General features: G+C 62.5%; 18 protein-coding genes. 8 read left to right on the top strand and 10 right to left on the bottom strand.

All coding sequences use genetic code 11. The features are described from left to right. Positions 1–25: 25 nt before the first annotated feature. Together BT204_RS26430 and BT204_RS26425 are read right to left on the bottom strand one after the other, a co-directional pair. Complete coding sequence (locus BT204_RS26430; protein WP_072448828.1) at positions 26–1,891, bottom strand: phytase; 1,866 nt, start codon at positions 1,889–1,891, stop codon at positions 26–28. Between the two features lie 170 nt (positions 1,892–2,061). Beyond that, the gene (locus tag BT204_RS26425) at positions 2,062–4,572 is read right to left on the bottom strand and encodes a TonB-dependent receptor (protein ID WP_072448826.1); all 2,511 of its coding nucleotides are present in this window, start codon (positions 4,570–4,572) and stop codon (positions 2,062–2,064) included. A 756-nt stretch (positions 4,573–5,328) separates the two neighbouring features. Between BT204_RS26425 and BT204_RS26420 the strand changes: the two genes are divergently transcribed. Beyond that, positions 5,329–6,243, top strand: a complete 915-nt coding sequence (locus BT204_RS26420) for a GGDEF domain-containing protein (protein ID WP_072448824.1) — start codon at positions 5,329–5,331, stop codon at positions 6,241–6,243. 1 nt (position 6,244) lies between these two features. Continuing rightward, positions 6,245–7,282 carry an AraC family transcriptional regulator gene (locus tag BT204_RS26415; protein ID WP_072448822.1) on the top strand — a complete coding sequence of 346 codons (1,038 nt, stop codon included), beginning with the start codon at positions 6,245–6,247 and terminating at the stop codon, positions 7,280–7,282. On the opposite strand, the gene BT204_RS26410 is transcribed toward BT204_RS26415, so the two are convergent. The 5 genes from BT204_RS26410 to BT204_RS26390 form a co-directional block, all read right to left on the bottom strand. After that, the gene (locus BT204_RS26410; protein WP_054898661.1) at positions 7,269–8,150 is read right to left on the bottom strand and encodes a LysR family transcriptional regulator; all 882 of its coding nucleotides are present in this window, start codon (positions 8,148–8,150) and stop codon (positions 7,269–7,271) included. The genes BT204_RS26415 and BT204_RS26410 overlap by 14 nt on opposite strands. A 244-nt stretch (positions 8,151–8,394) precedes the next feature. After that, entirely contained in the window at positions 8,395–9,012 is a 618-nt protein-coding gene (gene ycaC, locus BT204_RS26405) for an isochorismate family cysteine hydrolase YcaC (RefSeq protein ID WP_003191905.1), read from the bottom strand. A 29-nt stretch (positions 9,013–9,041) separates the two neighbouring features. Continuing rightward, positions 9,042–10,880 (bottom strand): amidohydrolase, encoded by a 1,839-nt coding sequence (locus BT204_RS26400; protein ID WP_057974876.1) that lies wholly within the window; start codon positions 10,878–10,880, stop codon positions 9,042–9,044. Next, positions 10,877–11,467 carry an antibiotic biosynthesis monooxygenase gene (locus tag BT204_RS26395; protein ID WP_072448821.1) on the bottom strand — a complete coding sequence of 197 codons (591 nt, stop codon included), beginning with the start codon at positions 11,465–11,467 and terminating at the stop codon, positions 10,877–10,879. The genes BT204_RS26400 and BT204_RS26395 overlap by 4 nt, the downstream gene beginning before the upstream one ends. Before the next feature lie 204 nt (positions 11,468–11,671). Continuing rightward, a complete protein-coding gene (locus tag BT204_RS26390; RefSeq protein ID WP_003191909.1) occupies positions 11,672–12,580 on the bottom strand; it encodes a LysR family transcriptional regulator in 909 nt (302 codons plus the stop codon). Positions 12,581–12,785: 205 nt separating this feature from the next. Here BT204_RS26390 and BT204_RS26385 point away from each other — a divergent pair, with 205 nt between their 5' ends. Together BT204_RS26385 and BT204_RS26380 are read left to right on the top strand one after the other, a co-directional pair. Continuing rightward, positions 12,786–13,184 (top strand): helix-turn-helix domain-containing protein, encoded by a 399-nt coding sequence (locus tag BT204_RS26385; protein ID WP_034127392.1) that lies wholly within the window; start codon positions 12,786–12,788, stop codon positions 13,182–13,184. A gap of 58 nt (positions 13,185–13,242) precedes the next feature. Next, positions 13,243–16,005 carry an ATP-binding protein gene (locus BT204_RS26380; protein WP_072448819.1) on the top strand — a complete coding sequence of 921 codons (2,763 nt, stop codon included), beginning with the start codon at positions 13,243–13,245 and terminating at the stop codon, positions 16,003–16,005. Here the strand turns inward: BT204_RS26380 and BT204_RS26375 are convergent. Continuing rightward, positions 15,952–17,406 carry an ATP-binding protein gene (locus tag BT204_RS26375; RefSeq protein ID WP_072448805.1) on the bottom strand — a complete coding sequence of 485 codons (1,455 nt, stop codon included), beginning with the start codon at positions 17,404–17,406 and terminating at the stop codon, positions 15,952–15,954. The genes BT204_RS26380 and BT204_RS26375 overlap by 54 nt on opposite strands. Before the next feature lie 150 nt (positions 17,407–17,556). Continuing rightward, positions 17,557–18,507 (bottom strand): GlxA family transcriptional regulator, encoded by a 951-nt coding sequence (locus BT204_RS26370; RefSeq protein ID WP_034127389.1) that lies wholly within the window; start codon positions 18,505–18,507, stop codon positions 17,557–17,559. Between the two features lie 181 nt (positions 18,508–18,688). Here BT204_RS26370 and BT204_RS26365 point away from each other — a divergent pair, with 181 nt between their 5' ends. After that, positions 18,689–19,411, top strand: a complete 723-nt coding sequence (locus tag BT204_RS26365) for a pirin family protein (RefSeq protein ID WP_034127388.1) — start codon at positions 18,689–18,691, stop codon at positions 19,409–19,411. A 145-nt stretch (positions 19,412–19,556) separates the two neighbouring features. Then, positions 19,557–19,904: a hypothetical protein gene (locus BT204_RS26360; RefSeq protein WP_072448803.1), complete on the top strand. Its 348-nt coding sequence runs from the start codon at positions 19,557–19,559 to the stop codon at positions 19,902–19,904. A gap of 109 nt (positions 19,905–20,013) precedes the next feature. On the opposite strand, the gene BT204_RS26355 is transcribed toward BT204_RS26360, so the two are convergent. Continuing rightward, the gene (locus BT204_RS26355) at positions 20,014–20,484 is read right to left on the bottom strand and encodes an Lrp/AsnC family transcriptional regulator (RefSeq protein ID WP_014718112.1); all 471 of its coding nucleotides are present in this window, start codon (positions 20,482–20,484) and stop codon (positions 20,014–20,016) included. A gap of 123 nt (positions 20,485–20,607) precedes the next feature. Here BT204_RS26355 and BT204_RS26350 point away from each other — a divergent pair, with 123 nt between their 5' ends. Then, on the top strand, positions 20,608–21,849 hold the full coding sequence (locus BT204_RS26350) for a methionine gamma-lyase (RefSeq protein WP_072448801.1): 1,242 nt from the start codon (positions 20,608–20,610) through the stop codon (positions 21,847–21,849). Positions 21,850–22,078: 229 nt separating this feature from the next. Then, a partial coding sequence (locus tag BT204_RS26345; RefSeq protein ID WP_175550991.1) for a LuxR family transcriptional regulator occupies positions 22,079–22,531 on the top strand: 453 nt, incomplete at its 3' end.

Raw genomic sequence — 22,531 nt, 5'->3', positions numbered from 1 at the left:
AAACGGATGACTGCGTGATGACAGCTCAGGGTAATTTCAACGCGCGGCTCACCTCGGCCCAGGGCACGAACTTGAAGTTCTGGGCTTGCTCGGGCATGCGCTTGCGCCCGTCCTGCACCACCAGCATGCCCTGGCTCCATGGCCCACCGAGGTTGACGGCAGTGACCTCCAGGCCATCGGTTTCCGAGGCGCCATCAATGCCTGCGGCCGCATTGAGGCCAACGCGCAAGGCGCCGTGCACAGCGAATGGCGGCTCGGCGTCCAGCACCAGATAGCTGTCATTGCCTTGGCTGGAGATCACCAGGTAATCCCGCGCGGGGCTTTGATACAGCGCCAGGCCTTCGACATCTGCGTGCAGTTGCGGGCCGACTTTGATCACCGGAGTGAGCGTGGCCGGTTGGTCGGCACGGGCATCCATCGCCCACACGCCGACATCTTCCTCACCGATAAACAAGCGTTGACGCTGGTCATCAGCCACACAGCCCTCGGGCTGGCTGTCGACCTTGAACTGACGCACCAACTCGCCCTGCACACGGCCAGCCGGTGCACTCAGGCGGTATTGCAGGAAGGTGCCATCCTTGTCATTGGCGAACGCGTAGAGCTCACCGCTGGCGGGCTGGTACAGGCAGATGCCGTAGATGTCCTTGAGTGGCGTGGGGACCTCACCGGCTTCAAGCAACTCGCCGCTCTGGCGGTCGATGCTGAACAGGCTCAGGCTATTGCGGTCGCGATTACTCGCCACGGCCAGGTCGACGGTGTGCGTACCGAGTTTGAAGCCAGGGCGTATGTCGACATTGTTCAGGCGCCCCACTGCCAGCTCCTGCAGCAGCTTGCCGTCGAGATCGTAGGCCAACAGGCCCTGTTTCTTGTTGGTCCCCAGCACGCGACTTTTGGCCGGCGTTTCAGGGTGAATCCAGATGGCCGGGTCATCCGCAGCGTCGCCTTGGCGACCCACGGGTTCGGTCTGGCGCAGTGCGGCGACTTGCGCAAGTATCGGCGCAACCGGCACCGGCGTGGCTTGCCAGTCAAGGCGGCCCTGATAGAGCTGCTCGCTGTCGTCGTCCCGCACCAGCAGTTGCCGGCCCTGTATCATCAACTGCTCCGGTTCCTTGAGGCCCGGCAAGGCCAGGCTGGGTTGCTCAACCCAACGTTCCCCGACTTGCTGGAACAGGTGCAATTGCGCGGTTTTCGGGTCCAACGCGAGCATCCCGCCCGGCACCAGGGCCATGGCGCCTGCTTCGCGCTGGGGATCGTCGAACAGCGCCACGGGCGTGCGCTTCACCTCGGCTTCCGGGTGTGCCGGGTAGGCCCACCAGCCGACGTTTTGCTCGTTCACCACCAATCGCTCGGCCGCATCATCCACTTGGCAGTATTGCGCCGATGGTGGCAGTGGCAGGCTGCGAACACGCTGCGCCTGGGCCAACAGCGTCGAACCATTGCCCACCAGCCACTGCTCGCCCTTGCCCTCTTCACCGACCAGAAACACAAACAGGTTGACCGCCGAATCGCGATAGAGGCACAGGCTATTTACCGCGAAGTCGCGGGTCGGCAGGTACAGCGGCGTACCCCAGGTTTTGCCGGCGCCATCGAGACCGATCAGCAAGGCCTGCTGGCGGTCGTTATCGAGGCTGGCGATCAGCGATTGAGTGCCGGCAGCGCGTGTGTCGAGGCTGCTGAAACGGCCTTTGAAGCGGGCCAGTTCGACGCCTTTATCGTCGAGCAGCAGCAGGCCGTCGCGGGCACTGGCGGCCACGCGCTGGGTGCCGCCGGGCAGGAAGGCAACGGCCTGGGCGTTCAGGCTGGGTGCCCAAGGGGTCAGCGGTAGGTCAGTGGCGAACGCATTGGCGCTGCTAACCAGTACGACCAGCAGGCACAGCTTGGAAATTCTCATGAACAGACAATCCTTCGAAAACAATGGGGATCCCGTTTGGGAGGGCTTGCCCTGATGCCCTGTAGGAGCGAGCTTGCTCGCGAAAAACTCCCAGGCGCCGCATTCATTCAGGCGCCCCGCGTCATCGTTGAAGTTTTTCGCGAGCGAGCTCGCTCCTACAGGGGCCAGGGTTAGAAATGGGTGAAGGTCAGGCCCAACTTGTAGGTGGGACCGTACTCTTCGTACTGGCCGTTGTAGCTACGGTGGCCGGTGTAGACGAAGTACGACTCGTCGGTGAGGTTCTGTGCCTCGAAGCTGACCTGCAGGTTCTTGGTCAGTGAGTAGCGCGCACTGAAATCAACGAAGGTTTGCGCGTCGACGTGCAGGTCATGGGCCTTGTCATTGATCGACGCCAACTCATACAAATAGGCCGATTTGTAATTGGCCGACAGGCGCAGGCTGAGGGTGTCGTCTTCCCAGCCGAGCATCAGGTTGCCGACCGTGTCCGACTGGTTGGGCAGGCTGATGTTGCGCTTGCGATTGCGCCCACTGGCACTGTCGAAGCCCTCGATGTCCGCGCTGGAACGGCTGAAGGTGCTGTTGGCACCGATCATCAGGCCGTTCCATGGCGCAGGCAGCCAGTCGAACTTCTGTGAGTAGGCCAGTTCCAGGCCATACAGTTTGGCGCTGTCGCCGTTGGCAAAGGTGTGCGCTTCGGCGAAGTTGGCCCAGGCACCGGTACCAGCCACGTCGGTGTTGTAGACGAAGTTCTGGATATCTTTGTAGAACACGAAGGCCGAGACGGTACCGGCACGGCCCATGAAATGCTCGATGCCCAGGTCCAGGTTGCTTGATTCCAGAGGCTTGAGGTCCGGGTTGCCGAACGTGGCCTCGTCATCGTCGATCACAAAACCCGGGGCCAGTTGGCCAAAGGTCGGGCGCACCACCGATTTGGTCCAGGCGGCGCGCACTTGGGTGTTCTTGTCAATCTGGTAGCGCGCATGCAGGCCCGGCAGCCAGTGGTGATAACGGCGCTTGGTCTCGGTGGCGCTGAACTGGCCGTCCGTGGCACCGGTGCCCTTGGCTTCGAACTCGGTACCCTCGTAACGCATACCGACGATGAAGCGCCAGTCGTCAATATCGACGGTGTTCATCAGGTAGCCGGCATTGATGTCTTCGCGGATGGTGAAGTCGTTGACAGTGGATTCGGTCGGGTCATAGAAGTCATCGCGATTGAGGCCGCCGATCAACTGACGGATATTGCCCGCGCTGATACCTGGGCCAAAGCGGCCGAGGCGGTAGTCGACGTTGCCCTTCTGGAACTGCGTTAGGTTGAGTTGTTCATCGCTCAAGCCCTGTTCATCCAGGTCCTTGTAGACCCAGGCCTCCAGGTCATTGTCCTTGTGGCGCCGGCTGACCTTGCCGCCGAACTTGAACTGGGATGCGTAACCGCTGAGGTCATAGTCGCGGGCCAGGTCCAGGCGCAGGTTCTTCTCGGTGTCCTGGGTGTGCTGTTTTTCCCAGTCGACTTTGTCCAGGCTGAAATTGGCGGGGTCGTAGAAACCGCTACCAACGAGCGGGCGCGGCTTGGCCGTGTCGTAAAAGCCGCTGTCGGCAAAGTCCCCGCCGTCGAAGGTCGCACCGGCAATATGCCCCGGGCTGTCTTCACTGGAACGGCTGTAACCGGCCTGGCCGCTCAAGGTCCACAGGCTGAGCATGCGTTCACCGCCCACTACGTAGGACTGGATTTGCTGGGTTTCCTCGCGGTTCTTGAGCTTGCGTTTGCCCTCGGCGTCGCCCAATTCGCCGGGCGCTTGCGGGTCAGCGAACTCGAGGCTGGCAGCGTTGCGGGTTTCGGTGTCCTTGTAGCGACTGTAGAGGGTGCGCAGGTAGTAGCTGCTCAGGTCATCGGGCTTGTAATCGAAGTTAAGGCCACCACCGGCGCGTTCACGGCTGATGTCGTAGTCGCGCTGCTCGAATTCGTTGAGCCGGGCGCCGTTGCTGAAGTCCCAGGCGCCGCCGGTTTCGACGTTGTCCGAGCCGAAATCACGCTTCTGCCAACTGAGGGCCGCGGCCACGCCAAAGTTGTCGATACCGTCGCCGAGGCTGAACCGGTTACTGGCGGCGCCGGAGAATTTGGGGCTGGTCTGGTGCGTGTTCTTGTCGTAACTGGCCTCGGTGCTGCCGGTATAGAACAGGCCCTTGTGATCGAACGCCGAGAGGCTCTTCACATCGACGGTGCCGCCGAGGGAGTTGGCGTCCATGTCCGGTGTGAGCGTCTTGATCACCGACAGCGACTGCACCAATTCCGAAGGCAGAACATCGAGGGCCACGGCGCGGCGCTCGCTCTCGGGGGATGGCACCAGGGTGCCGTTGATGGTCACGCTGTTGAGGTCCGGGCCCAGGCCGCGCACGCTGACAAAGCGGCCTTCACCCTGGTCACGTTCAACGCTGATGCCCGGCAAGCGCTGCACCGCCTCGGCAACGTTCTCATCCGGCAACTGGGCGACGCCGTCGGCATGCACCACGCTCTTGATACTGTCGGAAGAGCGCTGCTCCTTGAGGGCGCTGCCGATCGCAGCGGCTTGGCCGACCACATCGACATGCTCGGTGGCCGCTTCGGCGGCGTTGAGCCGCTCGCAGGCTATCGCCAGAGCCAAGGCGGTAAGCGTAAAGCTGACGAGCCCGGTGCGCTTGTACATGAAACCCTCCCCAAGAATCCGTTGGCGCCAGGCAAGGGGCCCGGCAACTGGGAGGGCAAGCTAGGGATGGGGCGTGACGGTTCTGTGACAGGGTTGCGGGCAGAGCCTGTCAAAGCGGGGTTTACAGGCTTCTGGAGGGTACAAATGAGCTGAAATGACCTCACTCAACCTGTGGGAGCTGGCTTGCCGGCGAAGGCGGCGGTTCGATCGACAGAGAAGTCGAATGTGCCGCTCAGGTAACCACGATGCGAAGCGAGCCGCTCTTGATCTTGATCTTGCTCTTGATCTGCTTTTGATCTCAGGCGCCCCGTCAAACCACGCTGGCCGGAATTCGACAGGGATTTGGGGGGTAAACCGGCAGGGATGCCGGTTTAGCCGCCCCGCGCCATGGATGGCGCGTGGCGGCGGCCCCCCAAATCATGGCGGATTACGGGCACACCGAGCCTGGGCGAGGTGCCGAGTGGTGGGGCAAGAGCCCTTTTGGTTACTTTTGGGGCTCTTTTCCAAAAGTGACCCGCTGTAAGAGCGGAACCCTAAGTGGCCGTTACCGCAGGAAGGGATATGTACTCGGTCTGACACCCTGTGTCGACTGTCAGGCCGCTATCGCAGGCAAGCCAGCTCCCACATGGGTTCCATGTTCAGCTGAAAAATGTGCCAAGGGCATGAGCTGATTCGACCCTCCCCGCCCGTCATCCAACCGTCACATCCATCTGCTGTGCTGGCGCCCATTACTCATTTGCCCAAGGACCCGTGGCCATGTTTTCCGTGCTCAAACCCCACCGCTGGAAACTCGCATTGCTCCTGATCGCCGCCAACCTCGGACTGATCCTGCACCTGGCCTGCGGCGAGCTCAAAAGCGTCAGCGAATGGGTGTGGCTGGATATCATCGGCGAAGGCGGTTCGGCGCTGCTCGCGCTGATCTGGCTGGGCCTGGTATTGAAAAGCCGCCCCGCCGGACGGGTCACCCAATACCTGGCGCTGGGGCTGTCGTGCATCTTTTTTTCCTGGTGGATCGACAGCCTCGACGAATTCATCCGCCTGCCTGACAGCATCTCCTGGGATCACTGGCTGGAGTCAGGGCCAATGCCGTTGGGCATGATCCTGCTGACGATTGGCATTTATCACTGGCACCACGAACAACTGGCGATCAGCGCACAGATGGAAAAACGCGAGCGGTTGTTTCGCGAGCATCGGCTGTTCGACAAACTCACGCCCCTGGCCGGTGCCGACTACCTCAAGCGCCAACTCGCCGACAGCTTGCGCGACAGCCAAGCGCAGCAACAACCACTGTCGTTGTTGGCCCTGGACCTGGACAACTTCGCCACCATCAACCAGGCCTACGGGCATGCCGAGGGTGATGCGGTGCTACAGGCTGTCAGCCATGTGCTGTTGCTCAACCTGCGCCGCCAGGACCTGTTGTGCCGCCTGGCGGGCGATCGTTTTGTGGTGCTGCTGCCCAACACCGGCGAGCGCCAGGCCCAGGGCCTGGCGCTGGAGTTGCAACACGCGGTGCAGAGCCTCGCCCACAAGACCCGGCAACAGGGCGAACGCCTGCAACTGACGGCGACCACGGCGGTGGTGATGGCCTTGCAAGAGTCACCCCACGAGCTGCTCAAACGGCTGAATATCGGCCTGGCCCGGGCCAAGCAACCCCTTGCGAAAAGTGCCTGAAATGGCCGTGAAAACCAGCTGGTATGAAAACGACAGCCGCTTCATCCCCGGTCACTATCAACCCGCCACGTTGATCGACCTGGGCTTGTCCCGGGACATCGACAGCCATCGCCTACTGCGCGGCACCGGCCTGTTCCACGAAGACATCCTGGCCGGTAATGCGCGATTGAGCCCGCAGCAGTTCCTGGGTTTGATCGGCAACAGCCGCAAACTGCTGGATGCCGATGACAGCAGTTTCCTGTTTGGCCAACGCCTGCTGCCCGGCTACTACGGCGCCGCCAGTCATGCCCTGGGGCATGCACAGAACCTTCATCAGGCCCTGGATATCCTGATCCAGCAACAAGTGCTGCTCAGCCCGCTGGCCACGCTGCAACTGGAGCTGGATGAGCACCACGCTTACCTGTATTGGTTGGACAGTTGCGGCGCCAGCGAACACTGGCGCTTTCTGCTCGAAGCCAGCATGACTTCACTGGTTGCCATGAGCCAATGGCTCAGCGGCCAGCGCTTGCCGTGGGTGTGCAGCTTCAGCCACGCCGAACCTCGGTATGTCGAGCAATACTGGGTGCATCTGGGCGAACACACGCGCTTCGAACGCCCTCTGAACATGATGTGCCTCCCCCGTGAATACCTCACCCACACCTGGCCGGGTGCTTCGGCCACGGCGGGCCAGGTCGCGCGCCAGCAAGCCCTTGAACAAATCGAGCAACTGGGCTTTGCCACGAGTCTTCTGGACTGCCTCGATGTCTACCTGCGCGAACACGTGCGCCAGCCACCAAGCCTGGAACAGGCCGCCCACACCTTCGCCATGAGCCCGGCCACGCTAAAACGCAAGTTGCAACGGCACGACACCGGTTTTCAGCAACAGGTCGACCGGGTGCGCAAGCATGTGGCGTTGCACCTGTACCAGGCCAAGGGGTGGAGTAACGAGCAAGTAGCGGCGTACCTGAATTTCAACGATGCGGCGAATTTTCGGCGCTCGTTCAAGCGGTGGACGGGCAGCACGCCCAACCTGATCCGCCAACTGTTCAGCAGCCGCTAGCCAGGCGTTCGCGCAGGAACTCCACCAGCGCTTGCACCGGGCGTGAACTCTGGCGGTGCTGCGGGTACACCGCCGACAGGGTCAAGGCCTCAGGAGCGAAGTCCTCCAGTACCTTGACCAGACGCCCATCCTTCAAGGCCTCGCTGACAATGAACGTCGGTAGGTAGGTAACGCCCAAACCGGCTATCGCGGTATCGCGCAGCAGGTCACCGTTGTTGACGCGCATGCGCCCACTGACGCTCAACGCTTGCACCTTGCCTTTGAAACGCCATTGCACCTGACGGCCGTGGCCGTAAGGCAGGCAGTCGTGCGTGGCTAAATCCTCGGGTTTCAATGGCGTCCCCCGCAGCGCCAGGTAGTCGGGGCTGGCGCAATACACCCGCTCGATAGCGGCGATCCGCCGGGCGATCAGGGTGGAGTCTTCCAGGGTGCCGATGCGCAGCACCAGGTCGTAGCCTTCGCCGATCAAGTCCACCGGGCGGTCGCTCAGGTCGACTTCAACGCAGACCTGCGGATGCTGGCGCAGGAACAACGGCAACAGGCAACCCAGGTGGGCCATGGCGAACGACAAGGGTGCACTGAGGCGAATGGTGCCGCGGGGTTCGCTGTTCTGGCCGGCGATGCCCTGCTCCACTTGCTCCACCTCACCGAGCAGGCGCAAGGCCGACTCGTAGTAACTCTGGCCCAGCGGCGTGACGTCCAGGCGCCGTGTGGAGCGGTTGAGCAGACGTACGCCCAGGCGGTCTTCCAGTTGGATCAGGCGGCGGCTGACGAATTGCTTGGACAAGCCCAATTGCTCGGCGGCGGCAGTGAAACTGCCGGATTCCATGACCTGGCAGAACAGGCGCATGTCTTCGAAGGGGTTCATTGTCGCTTCTCAGGGGACGATAGGCTGTTTTATAGCCCGTCAGTGCTCACACCACAAACCAAAATGTGAACACCATCAAATGTTGGAGCTGTGTCAGGCGCTGATGTTGTGGGCAATATAAACCCATGTGGGAGCTGGCTTGCCTGCGATAGCGGTGTATCAGCCAGCAATACTGTTGACTGATGCATCGCAATCGCGGGCAAGCCCAGCTCCCACAGGGTTTTGCGGTGTTTTACAGAGCAGGTTACTTGGCCGCGAACGCCGAGTAGCTGTTCATCAGGTTGCGGTAGTTGGGAATGCGCGGCGAAAGCAGGTTGGCCAGGCCTTCCATATCGTTGCGCCAGTCCACTTGCAGCTCGCAGGCCACGGAGAACCAGTTGACCAGTTGCGCACCGGCGGCGGTCATACGCGCCCAGGCGGCTTGTTGCACGGTTTCGTTGAAGGTGCCGGAAGCGTCGGTGACCACGAAAACCTCGAAGCCTTCGTCAAGGGCACACAGGGTCGGGAATGCCACGCACACGTCGGTCACCACACCGGCAATGATGATCTGCTTGCGGCCGGTCGCCTTGACGGCCTTGACGAAATCTTCGTTGTCCCATGCGTTGATCTGGCCAGGGCGCGGAATGTACGGCGCGTCGGGGAACAGTTCTTTGAGCTCAGGCACCAGCGGGCCGTTGGGGCCGCTTTCAAAGCTGGTGGTCAGGATGGTCGGCAGGTTGAAGAACTTCGCCACGTCGGCCAGGGCCAGCACGTTGTTCTTGAACTCGTTGGGGGAGAAATCCTGCACCAGGGAGATCAGGCCGGTCTGGTGATCAACCAACAGCACAACAGCATCGTCTTTGTTCAAGCGCTTGTAAGTCATGGGTAACTCCTTTGGGGATGGGGTGTTTTTCAAAAAGCAAAGCAGGAGCAGCCGAACGCCCCCCAGAAACCCTGGAAGTCGCTGACCGGCACGCTGGAAAGGCGCGCTTTTTCATGGCTGTGGGCATGCACGCCACAAGGGCCGCTGCACTGGTGAACCTGGGCCTGCATCGGCGACGTCGGGCGCCAGTGCCCTGGCACCTTGACCACCGGCGACCAGTCGGGCAGCACCGGTACCCGTGGCGGTGCGAAATCTTCGAAGTCGCCAGCGCCGTACACGACCTTGCCGCCGACCACTGTCAGCACCGACTCGATCCACTTGATAGCTTCTTCCTCGACACTGAAAAAGTCCGCCGACAACGCGGCGACATCCGCCAATTGGCCGACCTTGATCTGGCCTTTCTTGCCCTGCTCGGAGGAGAACCAGGCGCTGCCGTGGGTGAACAGCTCCAATGCGGTAAGGCGCGGCAAGCCCTCGGCGTGCAGCTCCAGGCCACCGACGGTACGGCCGCTGACCATCCAGTACAGCGAGGTCCAGGGGTTGTAGCTCGACACGCGGGTGGCATCGGTGCCCGCCCCAACCGGCACGCCTTCGGCCAGCATGCGCTTGATCGGCGGTGTGGCTTCGGCGGCCTTGGCGCCGTAGCGCTCGACGAAGTATTCGCCCTGGAACGCCATGCGATCCTGAATCGCAATACCGCCACCAAGGGCACGCACGCGTTCGATGTTTTTCGGGGTGATGGTTTCGGCGTGGTCGAAGAACCACGGCAAGCCATTGAACGGAATATCGCGGTTGACCTTCTCGAACACGTCAAGCATGCGCGAGATGGACTCGTCGTAAGTGGCGTGCAGACGGAACGGCCAGCGCTGTTCCACCAGGTGGCGCACCACCGGTTCCAGCTCCTGTTCCATGGTCAGCGGCAGGTCCGGGCGGGGCTCGAGGAAGTCTTCAAAGTCCGCCGCCGAGAACACCAGCATCTCGCCGGCCCCGTTATGGCGCAGGTAGTCATCGCCCTGATGCAGGGTGACGCTGCCGGTCCAGTTCTTGAAGTCGCTGAGCTCTTCCTTGGGCTTCTGGGTGAACAGGTTGTAGGCGATGCGCACCGTCAACTGTTGATCCTTGGCCAGTTGCTCGATCACCGCGTAGTCATCGGGGTAGTTCTGGAAGCCGCCGCCGGCATCGATGGCGCTGGTCAGGCCCAGGCGATTGAGTTCCCGCATGAACTGGCGGGTGGAGTTGACCTGGTATTCCAAAGGCAGTTTCGGGCCCTTGGCCAAGGTCGCATACAGGATCATCGCGTTAGGCCGCGCCACCAGCATGCCGGTGGGGTTGCCGTTGCTGTCGCGCACGATCTCACCGCCCGGCGGGTTCGGCGTGTCCTTGGTGTAGCCCGCCACCCGCAGGGCTGCGCGGTTGAGCAAGGCGCGGTCGTACAAGTGCAGCACGAACACCGGGGTGTCCGGGGCGGCCTGGTTGAGTTCTTCCAGGGTGGGCATGCGCTTTTCGGCGAACTGGAATTCGTTCCAACCGCCCACCACGCGTACCCATTGCGGCGTGGGCGTGCGGTCGGCCTGGTCCTTGAGCATGCGCAAGGCATCGGCCAGGGACGGCACGCCTTCCCAGCGCAGTTCAAGGTTGTAGTTCAACCCGCCACGAATCAGGTGCAAGTGCGAGTCGTTGAGGCCGGGAATTACGGTGCGGCCCTTGAGGTCGATGACCTGGGTGCCGCTGCCGCGCAGGGCCATGGCTTCGCCGTCGGTACCCACGGCGACAAAGCGCCCTTGGTGGATGGCCACGGCGGTGGCGCGTGGGTTTTCCCGGTCCACGGTGTGGAACTGGCCATTGAACAGAATCAGATCGGCGTTCATAGGGTTTCCTTTACAGAGGCTTCAAGCCAGGGAGCGAACAGGCGGGTGGCCGCCGGCATCAGCAGGTACACCACCAGCAACACGATGGTCAGGGTGACCAGGAAGGTGGAGACCACGTAATTGGACAGAAACGGGTGCAACCGCAGGATCGGCCCCCAGATAAACGGCAGCAGCAGGGTTTGCGGCAGGATCACAAACAGGCTGACCACCGCCTGCTTCCAGCGCGGCGGCTTGGCACCACCCTCGGCCTGGGGCGTGAACCAGAATTCATTGGCCGCGCCGATTTCCGTCTGGTCGCCGTCCGCCAGCATCGGCGCGGCTTCGTCGATCAGAGCCTGGCGTTGCGGGGAGCCGAGCCATAGCTCAAGGGCGCTGGTGGAGCTATAGCGCAGCACACAAGTGAACAACGCCATGCCGTTTTGCTGGCTGCGCACCACGTCAACACCAAGGTGCCCAGGGCGTTCGCCCGCGATGCGCACGATGCGGCGCAACCAGGCTTCGTACTCGACTTCAAAACCGGGTTTGACCCGGTGCTTGACGACCAGGGTGACGACTTCGTCGGGGCTGGTGTTGGTGGTTGAATCCATGGCTGAGTGCTTCCCCGGAGTATTGAGCGATGGGGAGAGTCTGGCGGCTTGGCGGCTGGGGAGAATTGGATGTATGTGCTGTTTGGCTTGTTGCAGGAGCGGGCTTGCGCGCAAAAAACGTCAACGATAACCCCTACTTTCTGAATAAACGTGGCGCCTGGGAGTTTTTCGCGAGCAAGCTCGCTCCTGCAATTGCCGGCAAATCTATGTGGCCCGCGCCATATGCTCCGCAATCCTGCCCCTCAACCACCGCTCCGCCGGGTCGTTGTCATGCACCCCGCTCCACACCATCGACAGCTCCGCCGCATCAATCGCAAACGGCGGGTCCTCGGCGCGCAGGCGTGTGCCTTCGGTCAGCGCGCACGCGGCGTAATCCGGCACGGTGGCGATAATCTGCGTCCCCGCCAGCAACGCCCGTAACCCGCTGAACTGCGGCACCGCCAGCACCACGCGGCGCGAGCGGCCGATGCGGGCCAGGTCCAGGTCGATATTGCCGCTCAGGTCACCGGAGAACGACACCATTGCATGGGGCCTGGCGCAGTAATCATCCAGGGTCAGCGGCGCCTCGCCGTCATCGCCGCGCAGGACCTTGCAGGGGATATCGCGCAGTTTCTTGCGCTTGGCATTGGCCGGCAGATCGGTGGTGTAGCTGACCCCCACGGAGATTTCACCGCTGGCCAGCAGCGAAGGCATCAACAGGTAATTGGCGCGGCGCACCACCACGATGATGCCTGGCGCTTCTTCGCGCAGGCGGCTGAGTAACGACGGAAACAGCCCGAACTCCGCATCATCGGACAGGCCGATACGAAACACCGCGCAGCTGGTGGAGGGGTCGAAATCCTTGGCGCGGCTGACGGCGCCCGAGATGGTGTCCATGGCAGGTTGCAGCTCCTTGAGTATCGCCAGTGCACGCGCCGTGGGTTCCATGGCACGGCCGTTACGCAGCAGCAACGGGTCGTCGAACAAATCGCGCAAACGGCCCAGCGCGGCGCTCACTGCCGGTTGGCCGATAAACAGTTTTTCGGCGACTCGGGTCAGGTTTTTCTCGAACATCAAGGCTTCGAAAATCACCAGCAGGTTCATATCGACGCGGCGCAGATCGTTGCGGTTCATGGGCGCTATCCAAACGTTTTCCAGGGGGCCAGGGAAGCATGCACTGCACGCCTGGGATTGCATAGCTGTGCTGTCTTTTCCGGCACCGCACCTGGCGAAATTAACAACGATTAACTCGTCAGCCAGGCGCTCCGGCAACAAGATGAAGCGCGTCTACACTGCACCCATCCACCGGGAACGTTCCCATCGACTGCGGATATTTGTCATGGCCCGACTCGAGCAATATTCCCCCCGGTTGCCCGCCACCGGTGGCCTGTGCCCCCGGCGCGAGCGCATCGCCAAGCAACTGATCCTCGCCAACCTCGGCGAAAGCCTGGCGATCGCCGACCTGGCCCAGGCCTGCGCCTTGTCGCGCAGCCATTTTTCCCGCGCCTTCAAGTGCACCACCGGGCTGTCGCCCCAGGAATGGATTCGCCAGCAACGCATCCAGCGCGCCAAGGAACTGATTACCGGCTCGTCCCTGAGCCTCACCCAGATCAGCCTGGAATGTGGCTTTTGCGACCAGGCGCACTTCTGCCATATGTTCACCCGCAGCGAAGGCGTCAACCCGATGACCTGGCGAAACCACCACTCACGCAGCAAACCTGATGTGATCGCTGCCTAGTGGTCTGCACGTACCTGGAATATGCTGGTCGCTCCCTTCTTCCAGAACCTGGGCAGCCATGAATGACTTGAGCGACCAGGCCGTGCATTTCGGCCCCTACCGCATCCACCCGCGCCAGCGCCTGGTGCTGGAGGCCGGCCGCCCGCTGCGCCTGGGGCGGCGGGCGGTGGACATTCTGCTGATCCTGCTGGAGCACGCCGGCAATGTGGTGAGCAAACAGGAGTTGATCGCAAGGGTCTGGCCCAAAAGCGTGGTGGAAGACGGCAACCTGCGTGTGCACATGGCTGCGTTACGCAAGGCGCTAGGCGACGGCCAGGCCGGGCAGCGCTATATCGTCACGGTCGCCCAGCGCGGCTACAGTTTTGTTGCGCCACTGAGCATCGAACCCATGACGCTGCCCACCGACGGTGCGCCCAAACGCCCCAGCCATAACCTGCCCCTGCGACGCACGCGCATGATCGGCCGCCAAGCGCTGATCGACGCCCTGGTACAACAACTGCCGCAGCAGCGCTTTATCACCCTGACCGGCGCCGGTGGCATCGGCAAGACCACCGTTGCCCTACGGGTCGCGGAATTGCTGATCGGGCATTACCGCGACGGTATTCACCTGCTGGACCTGGCGCCGCTCAGTGCCGCGTCCATGATCCTGCCCAACCTGGCCGCCCTGCTCGGCCTGACGCCGGGCGAGAATGCCTCCCTGGCCAGCCTCGCCCGCAGCCTGCAGGCACGCCAGATGCTGCTGGTGATCGACAACTGCGAGCACCTGCTCGACGACATCGCCCTGATCAGTGAAACCCTGCTGCGCCATGCACCGCACCTGCACATCCTCACCACCAGCCGGGAAGCCCTGCGCGCCGAAGGTGAATATGTGCAGCGCCTTGAACCGCTGGCCTGCCCGCCCGCCACCGGCAACCGCGCCCAGGCCCTGGGTTACCCGGCCATGCAATTGCTGATCGAGCGCGCCATGTCCCACCAGGAGAGCTTTGCCCTCAGCGACGCTGAACTGCCCCTGGCGATTGATATCTGCCAGCGCCTGGACGGCATTCCCCTGGCGATCGAACTGGTGGCCGCGCAAATCGAACGGTTTGGCTTGCCGGGCCTGCTGGTGCAGATGGAAGACAACTTTCGCCTGCTGACCCGCGGCCGACGCAGTGCCCTGCCACGCCAGCAAACCCTGCGCGCCACGCTCGACTGGAGCTTTGACCTGCTAACGGCGTGCGAGCAAATCTGCCTGCGCCGCCTGGCGGTCTTCCGTGGCGGCTTCAGCCTGGTCAGCGCAGCGGCGGTGATCGCCGGGGAGCAAGTGGCCCCCGCCGAAGTGCTGGGCTCCATTACGCAACTGGTGGCCAAGTCGTTGTTGAACGTGGAAGCAAGCGATGACGAGATGGTCTATCGCCTGCTGGACATCACCCGCACCTACGCCCTGGAAAAGCTCAGCCAGGCCTGCGAACTGCATGCCACACGAGAGCGCCACGCTGCACGCTGCCTGGCGCTGATGGAACAGGCCCAGGGCGACTGGGACCTGATCGCCACACAGCCGTGGATCGACCGTTACGCACCGCTGCGCGAAGACGTGCGTGCCGCCCTCGACTGGGGCTTTGCCGATGGCGGTGCGCAGTTGCTGGCTATCCGCCTGACGGTCAGCGCGATGCCACTGTGGCAAGAGTTGTCGTTGCTGCGAGAGCACGGCGGCTATGTGGACCAGGCGCTGGCGCTGATCGGCCAGGTCACCGCGCCCTGCACGCAATTGACCCTGCAACTGCAATTGGCCCTGGGCAGCCTCTCCTACCACGCCATGGGCGCCGCACCTCGGACCATTGCGGCATTCGAGGGTGCCGCACGCCTGGCCGAGACAACCCAGGACCTTGGCGGCCAGTTGCGTGCGGTCTCCGGGCTGATGGCGGTGAACCTGTGCGCCGGGCGCTACGGCCCAGCGCAGGCGCTGAGTGTGCAGTTTGAACGCCTCGACCCACGCACCGAGCCGTTGCTGGGCCTTAGCGCGCAGCGGCTGCGTGCGCTGGGCCAGCATTACACCGGCAACCAGCCGCTCGCCCGGCACCACGCCGAGCAGGTGCTGCAGCGCATGTCCCAAAGCGGTCACGTGAACCGCTTTGCCTTCGGGGTTGGCGTGCAGTACGACCAGGGCGTCGCCTCCTTGACCGTGCTGGCGCGAATCCTGTGGTTGCAGGGCTTTCCCGAGCGCGCCTGGCGCACCGCCAGTCAGGCTTTGGAGTTGGCGCTACAGATCAACCACGGCACCTCGATCTGCTACACCCTGGCCCTGGCTGGGGTGGTGATCGCCCGCTACAACGGCGCCGAAGACGACGCCCAAGCCCTGCAAAGGCTGCTGCTGGAGCAGTCGCACAAGCATTCTGTGCAGTTGTTCCAGACCTGGGCCGGACATTACGCCGGTATTCTTGGCCAACCGGATTGGCAGGGCCTGGGTCTGATCCAAGACACCTTGATCACCTTCGGCACCCATGCCGTGGATGCACCAACCCTGGAACGTGCGCGCAGTGGCGCTGCGGGCTGGTGCGCCCCGGAGATTCTGCGGGTGTACGCCTTGCAGCTAGAGGATGAGCACACCACTGAAACCCTGCTGCTGGAGGCGCTGGGCCTGGCGCACCAGCAAGGCGCCCTGGCCTGGGAGCTGCGCTGCGGCGCAGCCCTGGCGCAACTGTGGCAACAGCAGGGGCGCATTCAGCTCGCCAGGGACTTGCTCAGTTCAATCCACGCACGTTTCAGCGAAGGCTTCGCCACTCAGGATCTACTGCGCGTGCGCTGCCTGCTCGACGAGTTGCAGGACAAACGGCCGGCCTGAGAACGCCCCCAGGCAAGGCGCGTAGCCCTGCTGCAAACGCGCGACCTGACGCGGGTCGCGCAGTTGCCCCAGGGCGTAGCTGCGCACACAGTTGAGCAGCCGATAGCGCGCCGGGCCCAGGCCGGGCTCGACGCTCAGCAGCGAGACGTTGACCAGGCGCGCCAGCAGGTAAGACAGGTCGGCATGTTCGAGCTCGGTACCGGTCACCAGGTCACTCAGGGTGGGTAAGGTGACTGCCATCTTGAACAGACTCAATTGCAGAAACAGCCAGCACTCCGGCAGGCTCAAGCGCTCGTAGCTCCAATCCAGGGCCGCGGTCAGTGAGCGATGGCGCTCCACTGCCGTGCGGCGCCCACGGGCCAGCACTTGCAAGCCTGTGCGTACTTGCATCTGCACACCGCCGATGCCCAACGCATCCACCTGGGCGGCCGCCAATTCCAGGGCCAACGGCAGGCCGTCCAGACGCCGACACAGGTCGCCCAGCGGCGCCAGGTCCTGAGGCCGCAAATCAAACCCCTGCTGATTGGCACGCGCGCGTGCCACGAACAGTTGCACCGCAGGACAGGCCATCGCCTGCTCGACATTGGCCAACGCCTTTGGCGACGGCACTGCCAGCCGAGGCAAGCGCACTATCCACTCGCCAGGGGCCAGCAAGGCTTCGCGACTGGTGATCAGCACGCTGATGCCCGGCGCCGCCTCGCGCAGCGCACGCATCAGTTGTCGACACGCGCCCAGCAGCAGGTCAGCGCCGTCGAGTACCAGCAACACGTGGCGCGAGGCCAGGCGCCGGCCCAGTTCGTTGAGGCTCGCGGGCGTCGAATGCAACTGCAACACCCTGGCCAGGCTACCGAGCAGTTCGCTCGGGGTTTGCACAACGGCCATGTCGACCCACCATACGCCGTCGCGATAACGCGGCAATACCCGCTCGGCCAGGGCCAGGGCCAGCGTGCTCTTGCCAATACCGGCCACGCCTGTGAGGGTCAATAACCGCTGCACAGGCAACCGTCGCGCCAGCACGCCCACCAGTTCATCTCGCCCCCACACCGGGCTGAGCCGTGCAGCCAGGTTGTGCTGAGGCAGCAGCGTCGGCAGCGCGTCCTGCGCAGGCGCAGCGAAGCAGTAACCGCGCTGGGGGTGATTGAGGATCCAGCGTTGGCCGTCAAGGGCACGACGCAGCGCGGCGATATGCACACGCAGGTTGCTGTCTTCAACGACGCTGTTGGGCCACACCCGTTCGATCAAGGTCGCCTTGCTGACGAAGTGCCCGGGCGCTTCGAGCAGTACTGCGAGAATATCCAAGGCTCGCCCGCCCAGTGGCACCGGCCAGCCCGCCTTGCTGACCAACCGCTGCTGCCGATGAAAGGTGTAGGGGCCAAAGCTCACCGCCGTACCATTTTGCATGTCCGTCAAAGCGCTGAAACACCCGTGCTTGAGTGCCTGCGCATCCTTTTTCCATGGGCTCGACGCTATCTTGCCAGTTGGCGATGACAGGACAATGCTGGCACGGGGAGCGATACGGACAATCGGGTGCCTGAGACGGACATGGTGTCGTTAACTGAACTGTTGTCGGTATTGGGTAGGGTTCAGCCCGAGCTTTTCGCTGAACAGAAAACGCATATGCCGCACGCTGCCAAAGCCTGCGTGGAAGGCCACGGTCTTGAGCGGCAGGTCGGTGGTTTCCAGCAGGTGCCGCGCCCGGTCGATGCGCGCGCCCTGCAGGAACGCCATGGGCGTCATCTGCACGTCCTTGGCGAACAGCCGCGCGAAGTGGCGTGCGCTCATTCCGGCCAACTCAGCCATGGACTCGATGGTAAAGGGTTGATCCAGATGCGCCAGGACGTGGTTCTGCACGCGGGTGATCGGAGTTTCCTGAGGCGCCACGGCGGCAGTCATCGGGCTGAACTGGGCCTGGCCGCCCTGGCGCTTCATCACCACCAGCAGCACTTTGGCCACATCCACCGCCACTTGCTTGCCATGGTCTTGGGCCACGACCGACAGGGCCAGGTCGATACCCGCAGTGACGCCGCCAGAGGTAATCAGGCGCCCGTCCTGCAAATAGATGCGATCGGTCTCGACGATGGCGCTGGGAAACGCCTTGATCAACCGCTCGGTGTAGTGCCAATGGGTGGTCACGCGGTGCCCGTCGAGCAAACCTGCGTGGCCGAGCACAAAAGCGCCGGTGCAGATCGAGCCAAAACGCCGAGCCCGTGGCGCCGCAGCTTTGAGCCAGGGCAACAACGCGGGGTGGCATTCGTTATAGGCGCCGGGGCCGCCCGGCACCAACAGCAGGTCATAAGCCGCCTGGGCCTGTTCCAACAGCAGGTCGGTCTGCACGCTCACGCCATTGGAGGCCTGCAACGGACCGGGCTCAGTGCCGATGGTCAGGATCTGGTAGTGGTCGGCCGCCGGCAGGTAGCGGTTGGCAATCGAAAACACTTCCAGCGGCCCGGCCATATCGAGCAGCAGGAAGTCCGGGAACAGCGCCATGGCCACGGTTTTCATAAGCGGGAAACGTCCATCGAAAAGGAGTGCGACGGGCATTATGGCACGACTTCAACTGTCAACTTAAAAGAGACAGTTATTCTATTTTCATCTTCTTAATCAATCATTCGTTAACCATTAACCTTCTTCTCAACGCAAGCGCTCTGCATCTCGCAGCCCGCGCTCACTTGAGGACTGGACCATGCTGACCCTTCGCAAAGCTTCCGAACGCGGCGCCGCCAATCACGGTTGGTTGAAGTCGTTCCACACCTTCTCTTTCGCCAACTACTGGAACCCCAAGGAACAGGGTTTTTCCGACCTGCTGGTGATCAACGATGACCGCGTCGCCGCAGGCAAAGGCTTCGGCCAGCACCCGCACCGCGACATGGAGATCTTCTCCTACGTGCTCGAAGGCGCGCTGGAACACAAGGACACCCTGGGCACCGGCTCGGTGATCCGCCCCGGCGATGTGCAACTGATGAGCGCGGGCAGCGGCGTAGCCCACAGTGAGTTCAACCACAGCCAGCGTCATGGCGTGCACTTCCTGCAAATCTGGATCGTGCCCAACGAAGCAGGCGCCAAGCCGCGCTATCAGCAGGAGCACTTCACAGAAGCGCAAAAACGCGGGCGTTTGCAGTTGATCATCTCGCCGGAGGGCGCCAACGGTTCGCTGAAAGTGCGCCAGGACGCACGGGTGTATGCCGGGCTGTTCGACGCTGACGAAAGTGCCCGCCTGGAGCTGGCACCGGATCGCTACGCCTACATCCATGTGGCGCGCGGCAGCGTTGAACTCAACGGCCAGCGCTTGCAGGAAGGCGACGGTGTACGCGTACGGGACGAACGCCAGATCCGCCTGAGCCACGGCGAAGACGCTGAAGTACTGGTGTTTGACCTGCGCCCCAACGAACTGCCGCAAATGCCATGACGGCCGCAGTGATGGTCCCGCCAGCGGGACCATCGTTGGCATCGATAGTCACCATCAGCGCAATGAAGTTCTCTAAAAAAATGCAACGCGTAACATCAAACCCATGCCAAACGGCACCCAACTAAAACACTCGGAGCACATCATCATGAAACGCCAACTCTTGCTTAGCCTCGCTTTCTCGGTACTCGCTGCAAACGCTTTTGCCCACCCGGTTGTCGCTGAAGGCGGCGCGGATCGCCTGATAGAAACCCGTGTTGCCGAAGGTGGCGCGGATCGTCTGCAAGAACGTGGTTTGGCTGAAGGCGGTGCTGATCGCTTGCAGGAAAGTGGTCTGGCTGAAGGCGGTGCTGATCGCTTGCAGGAACGTGGCCTGGCTGAAGGCGGTGCCGATCGCCTGCAGGAACGTGGCCTGGCTGAAGGCGGTGCTGATCGTCTGCAGGAACGTGGCCTGGCTGAAGGCGGTGCCGAGCGTCTGCTGAGCACCCACGTATAACCCCGCACTGTTGGCGGGCCCCCCCAAACCGGCCTGATCAGCCGGTTTTTTTTCGTCTTCGATTTGCCTGGGTATCCACACGATGTCGACTGAAGCGCTAAGCCGTGCCTCAACCCGGCAGCGGAATTACCCGCAGCGGCCTTACCGACTTGTAGGAAAAACTCGAATAGATCTCCTTGACGCAAGGCAAGGTCTGCAAGACCTCTCGGGCAAATTCACCGAACGATTCCAGGTCCTTGGCCACCACTTCCAGCAAAAAATCATAGCGCCCAGAGACGTTATGGCACGCCACAATTTCTGGGATGGCCAACAGACGTTGCTCGAACGCCCGGGCAATTTCCTGGGTGTGGCTTTCCATCATGATGCTGACGAACGCGGTCACCCCGTAGCCCAGTGCCTTGGGCGAGAGAATCGCCTGGTAGCCACTGATCACCCCACTTTCTTCCAAGGTGCGCACCCGACGCCAGCACGGTGAAGTGGTGAGCGCCACCCGCTCGGCCAACTCGGCCACGGTCAGGCGGGCATTGCCCTGCAACGCGTTCAAAAGGGCTTTATCGGTGCGGTCCAGCTTGATGGGCATAACGTGCCTCTAATCATTATTTTTATCGGTGTTTGATCCACAAACGCAGGTTTTTCCGGGCTTTTTTGCAAGGTTCATCCGTGGTTATGAGCATAGCATTGTAGGAAATAAGGAGCGCCCGACATGCACAATAAACACACATTCGGCTTTTCCACCCGTGCCATACACGACGGCTATGACCCCCAGGACCACCACGGCGCACTCGTCCCGCCGATCTATCTGTCTGCGACCTTCGCCTTTCCCACCGTCGAATACGGCGCCGCCTGCTTTGCCGGCGAAGCCAGCGGCCACTTCTATACGCGCATTTCCAACCCGACCCTGGCCCTGCTGGAGTCACGCATGGCCAGCCTGGAAAACGGCGAGGCCGCCGTGGCGTTCAGCTCCGGCATGGGCGCGATTGCCGCGACGTTCTGGACCCTGTTGCGCCCGGGCGACGAGATCATCGTCAGCCAGACGCTCTATGGTTGTACGTTCGCCCTGCTGCACCACGGCCTGAGCGAATTCGGCATCAAGGTGCGGCATGTCGACCTGACCGACCTCACCGCCCTGCAAGCAGCGTTCTCCCCGGCCACCCGCATGCTCTACTGCGAGACCCCGGCCAACCCCAACCTGCGCCTGATCGACATCGCCGCCGTGGCCGAACTGGCCCATCAGCAGCCGAATGTCACCGTGGTGGTCGATAACACCTATTGCACTCCCTATCTGCAACGTCCCCTGGAACTGGGTGCCGATGTGGTGGTGCACTCGGCCACCAAATACCTCAGTGGCCACGGCGACATTACCGCAGGCATCGCGGTGAGCAACCAGGCCCTGGCGCAGCGCATTCGCCTGCAAGGGCTCAAGGACCTGACCGGCGCGGTGATGTCGCCCCAGGACGCCGCATTGCTGATGCGCGGCCTCAAGACCCTGGGCCTGCGCATGGACCGCCATTGCAGCAACGCCCAAGCGGTGGCCGAGGCGCTGCAGGCGCACCCTGCGGTGCAGTGGGTAACCTACCCCGGTCTGCGTTCTTTCCCACAATACGAACTGGCAAACCGGCAAATGAAACTGCCCGGCGGCATGATCGCCTTTGAACTCAAGGGCGGCCTCGAAACCGGCCAGCGCTTCATGAACGCACTGCAACTGTTCACCCGCGCAGTCAGCCTGGGGGATGCCGAATCACTGGCCCAACACCCGGCGAGCATGACCCACTCCACCTACACGCCCGAACAACGGGCGCAGCACGGTATCAGCGAGGGGCTGGTGCGTTTGTCGGTGGGGCTTGAAGACGTTGCCGACCTGCTGGCCGATATCCATCAGGCCCTGGCCAAGTGCAGCGCTGCCAACCTGCGGCCCATTGCGACAGCGGCGTATGCGATGAAATAGCGTCCAACCCCATGGGTTATGCGGTGCCTGGGCGGCGGTCGGAAGGATCCGACTGCCGCTCTGCCTGTTTAATGTTTTTTTTCGCAGATTGGATCCCCCTCCTTTAGCCAGGCTGTACTAGCATGTCAGCGGCGGGACGCACTATCACTGCAGGTTATTCACATTAGTTACCTTCTTAACCCCCGTCGCTATAAGGCCCGATACCTGCACGAAACTCATGGACGAATTGATGAACTCACACCTGTTCCCACAGATAGGCAAGGTCATCGCCAGCACCGGCAGCCGCCATTTCCCACGCATGCTGCATGACCTGATCCTTACCCAATTGGCAGTGGACGCCACCCATATCACCCAATTGCAAGTCAGCCGCGAAGGCCTTGGCCGCCGCAAGATCAGCCCGGTGTACACCGATTCGGTGGCGGCTCTGGGCAGCGAGCAACTCGCCGCACAACTGCACCTCACGCGCCGCAAGGACGATGTGCGCTATGTACTGTCGGTGTATCGCTCGCACCCGTCCGACAGCTTTTCCGCGCAAGAGCGCAGCATGCTCCAGGACTTCTCCACGCTGTTGCTGCCCATGGTGGAAAAACACATCACCGCGCTGCAGCCATCGCTCCCGGACAGCCCGTGCGCAGTGCCTCAACCCCAGGGCATCGACACCTTGCGCCGACGCATCCAGGAG

Origin of the sequence: Pseudomonas sp. NFPP02, from assembly GCF_900119355.1 — a bacterium.
GTDB lineage: Bacteria > Pseudomonadota > Gammaproteobacteria > Pseudomonadales > Pseudomonadaceae > Aquipseudomonas > Aquipseudomonas paracarnis.
Note: the sequence above shows the minus strand (reverse complement) of the source record. Positions and strands in the feature narration are given on the sequence as shown.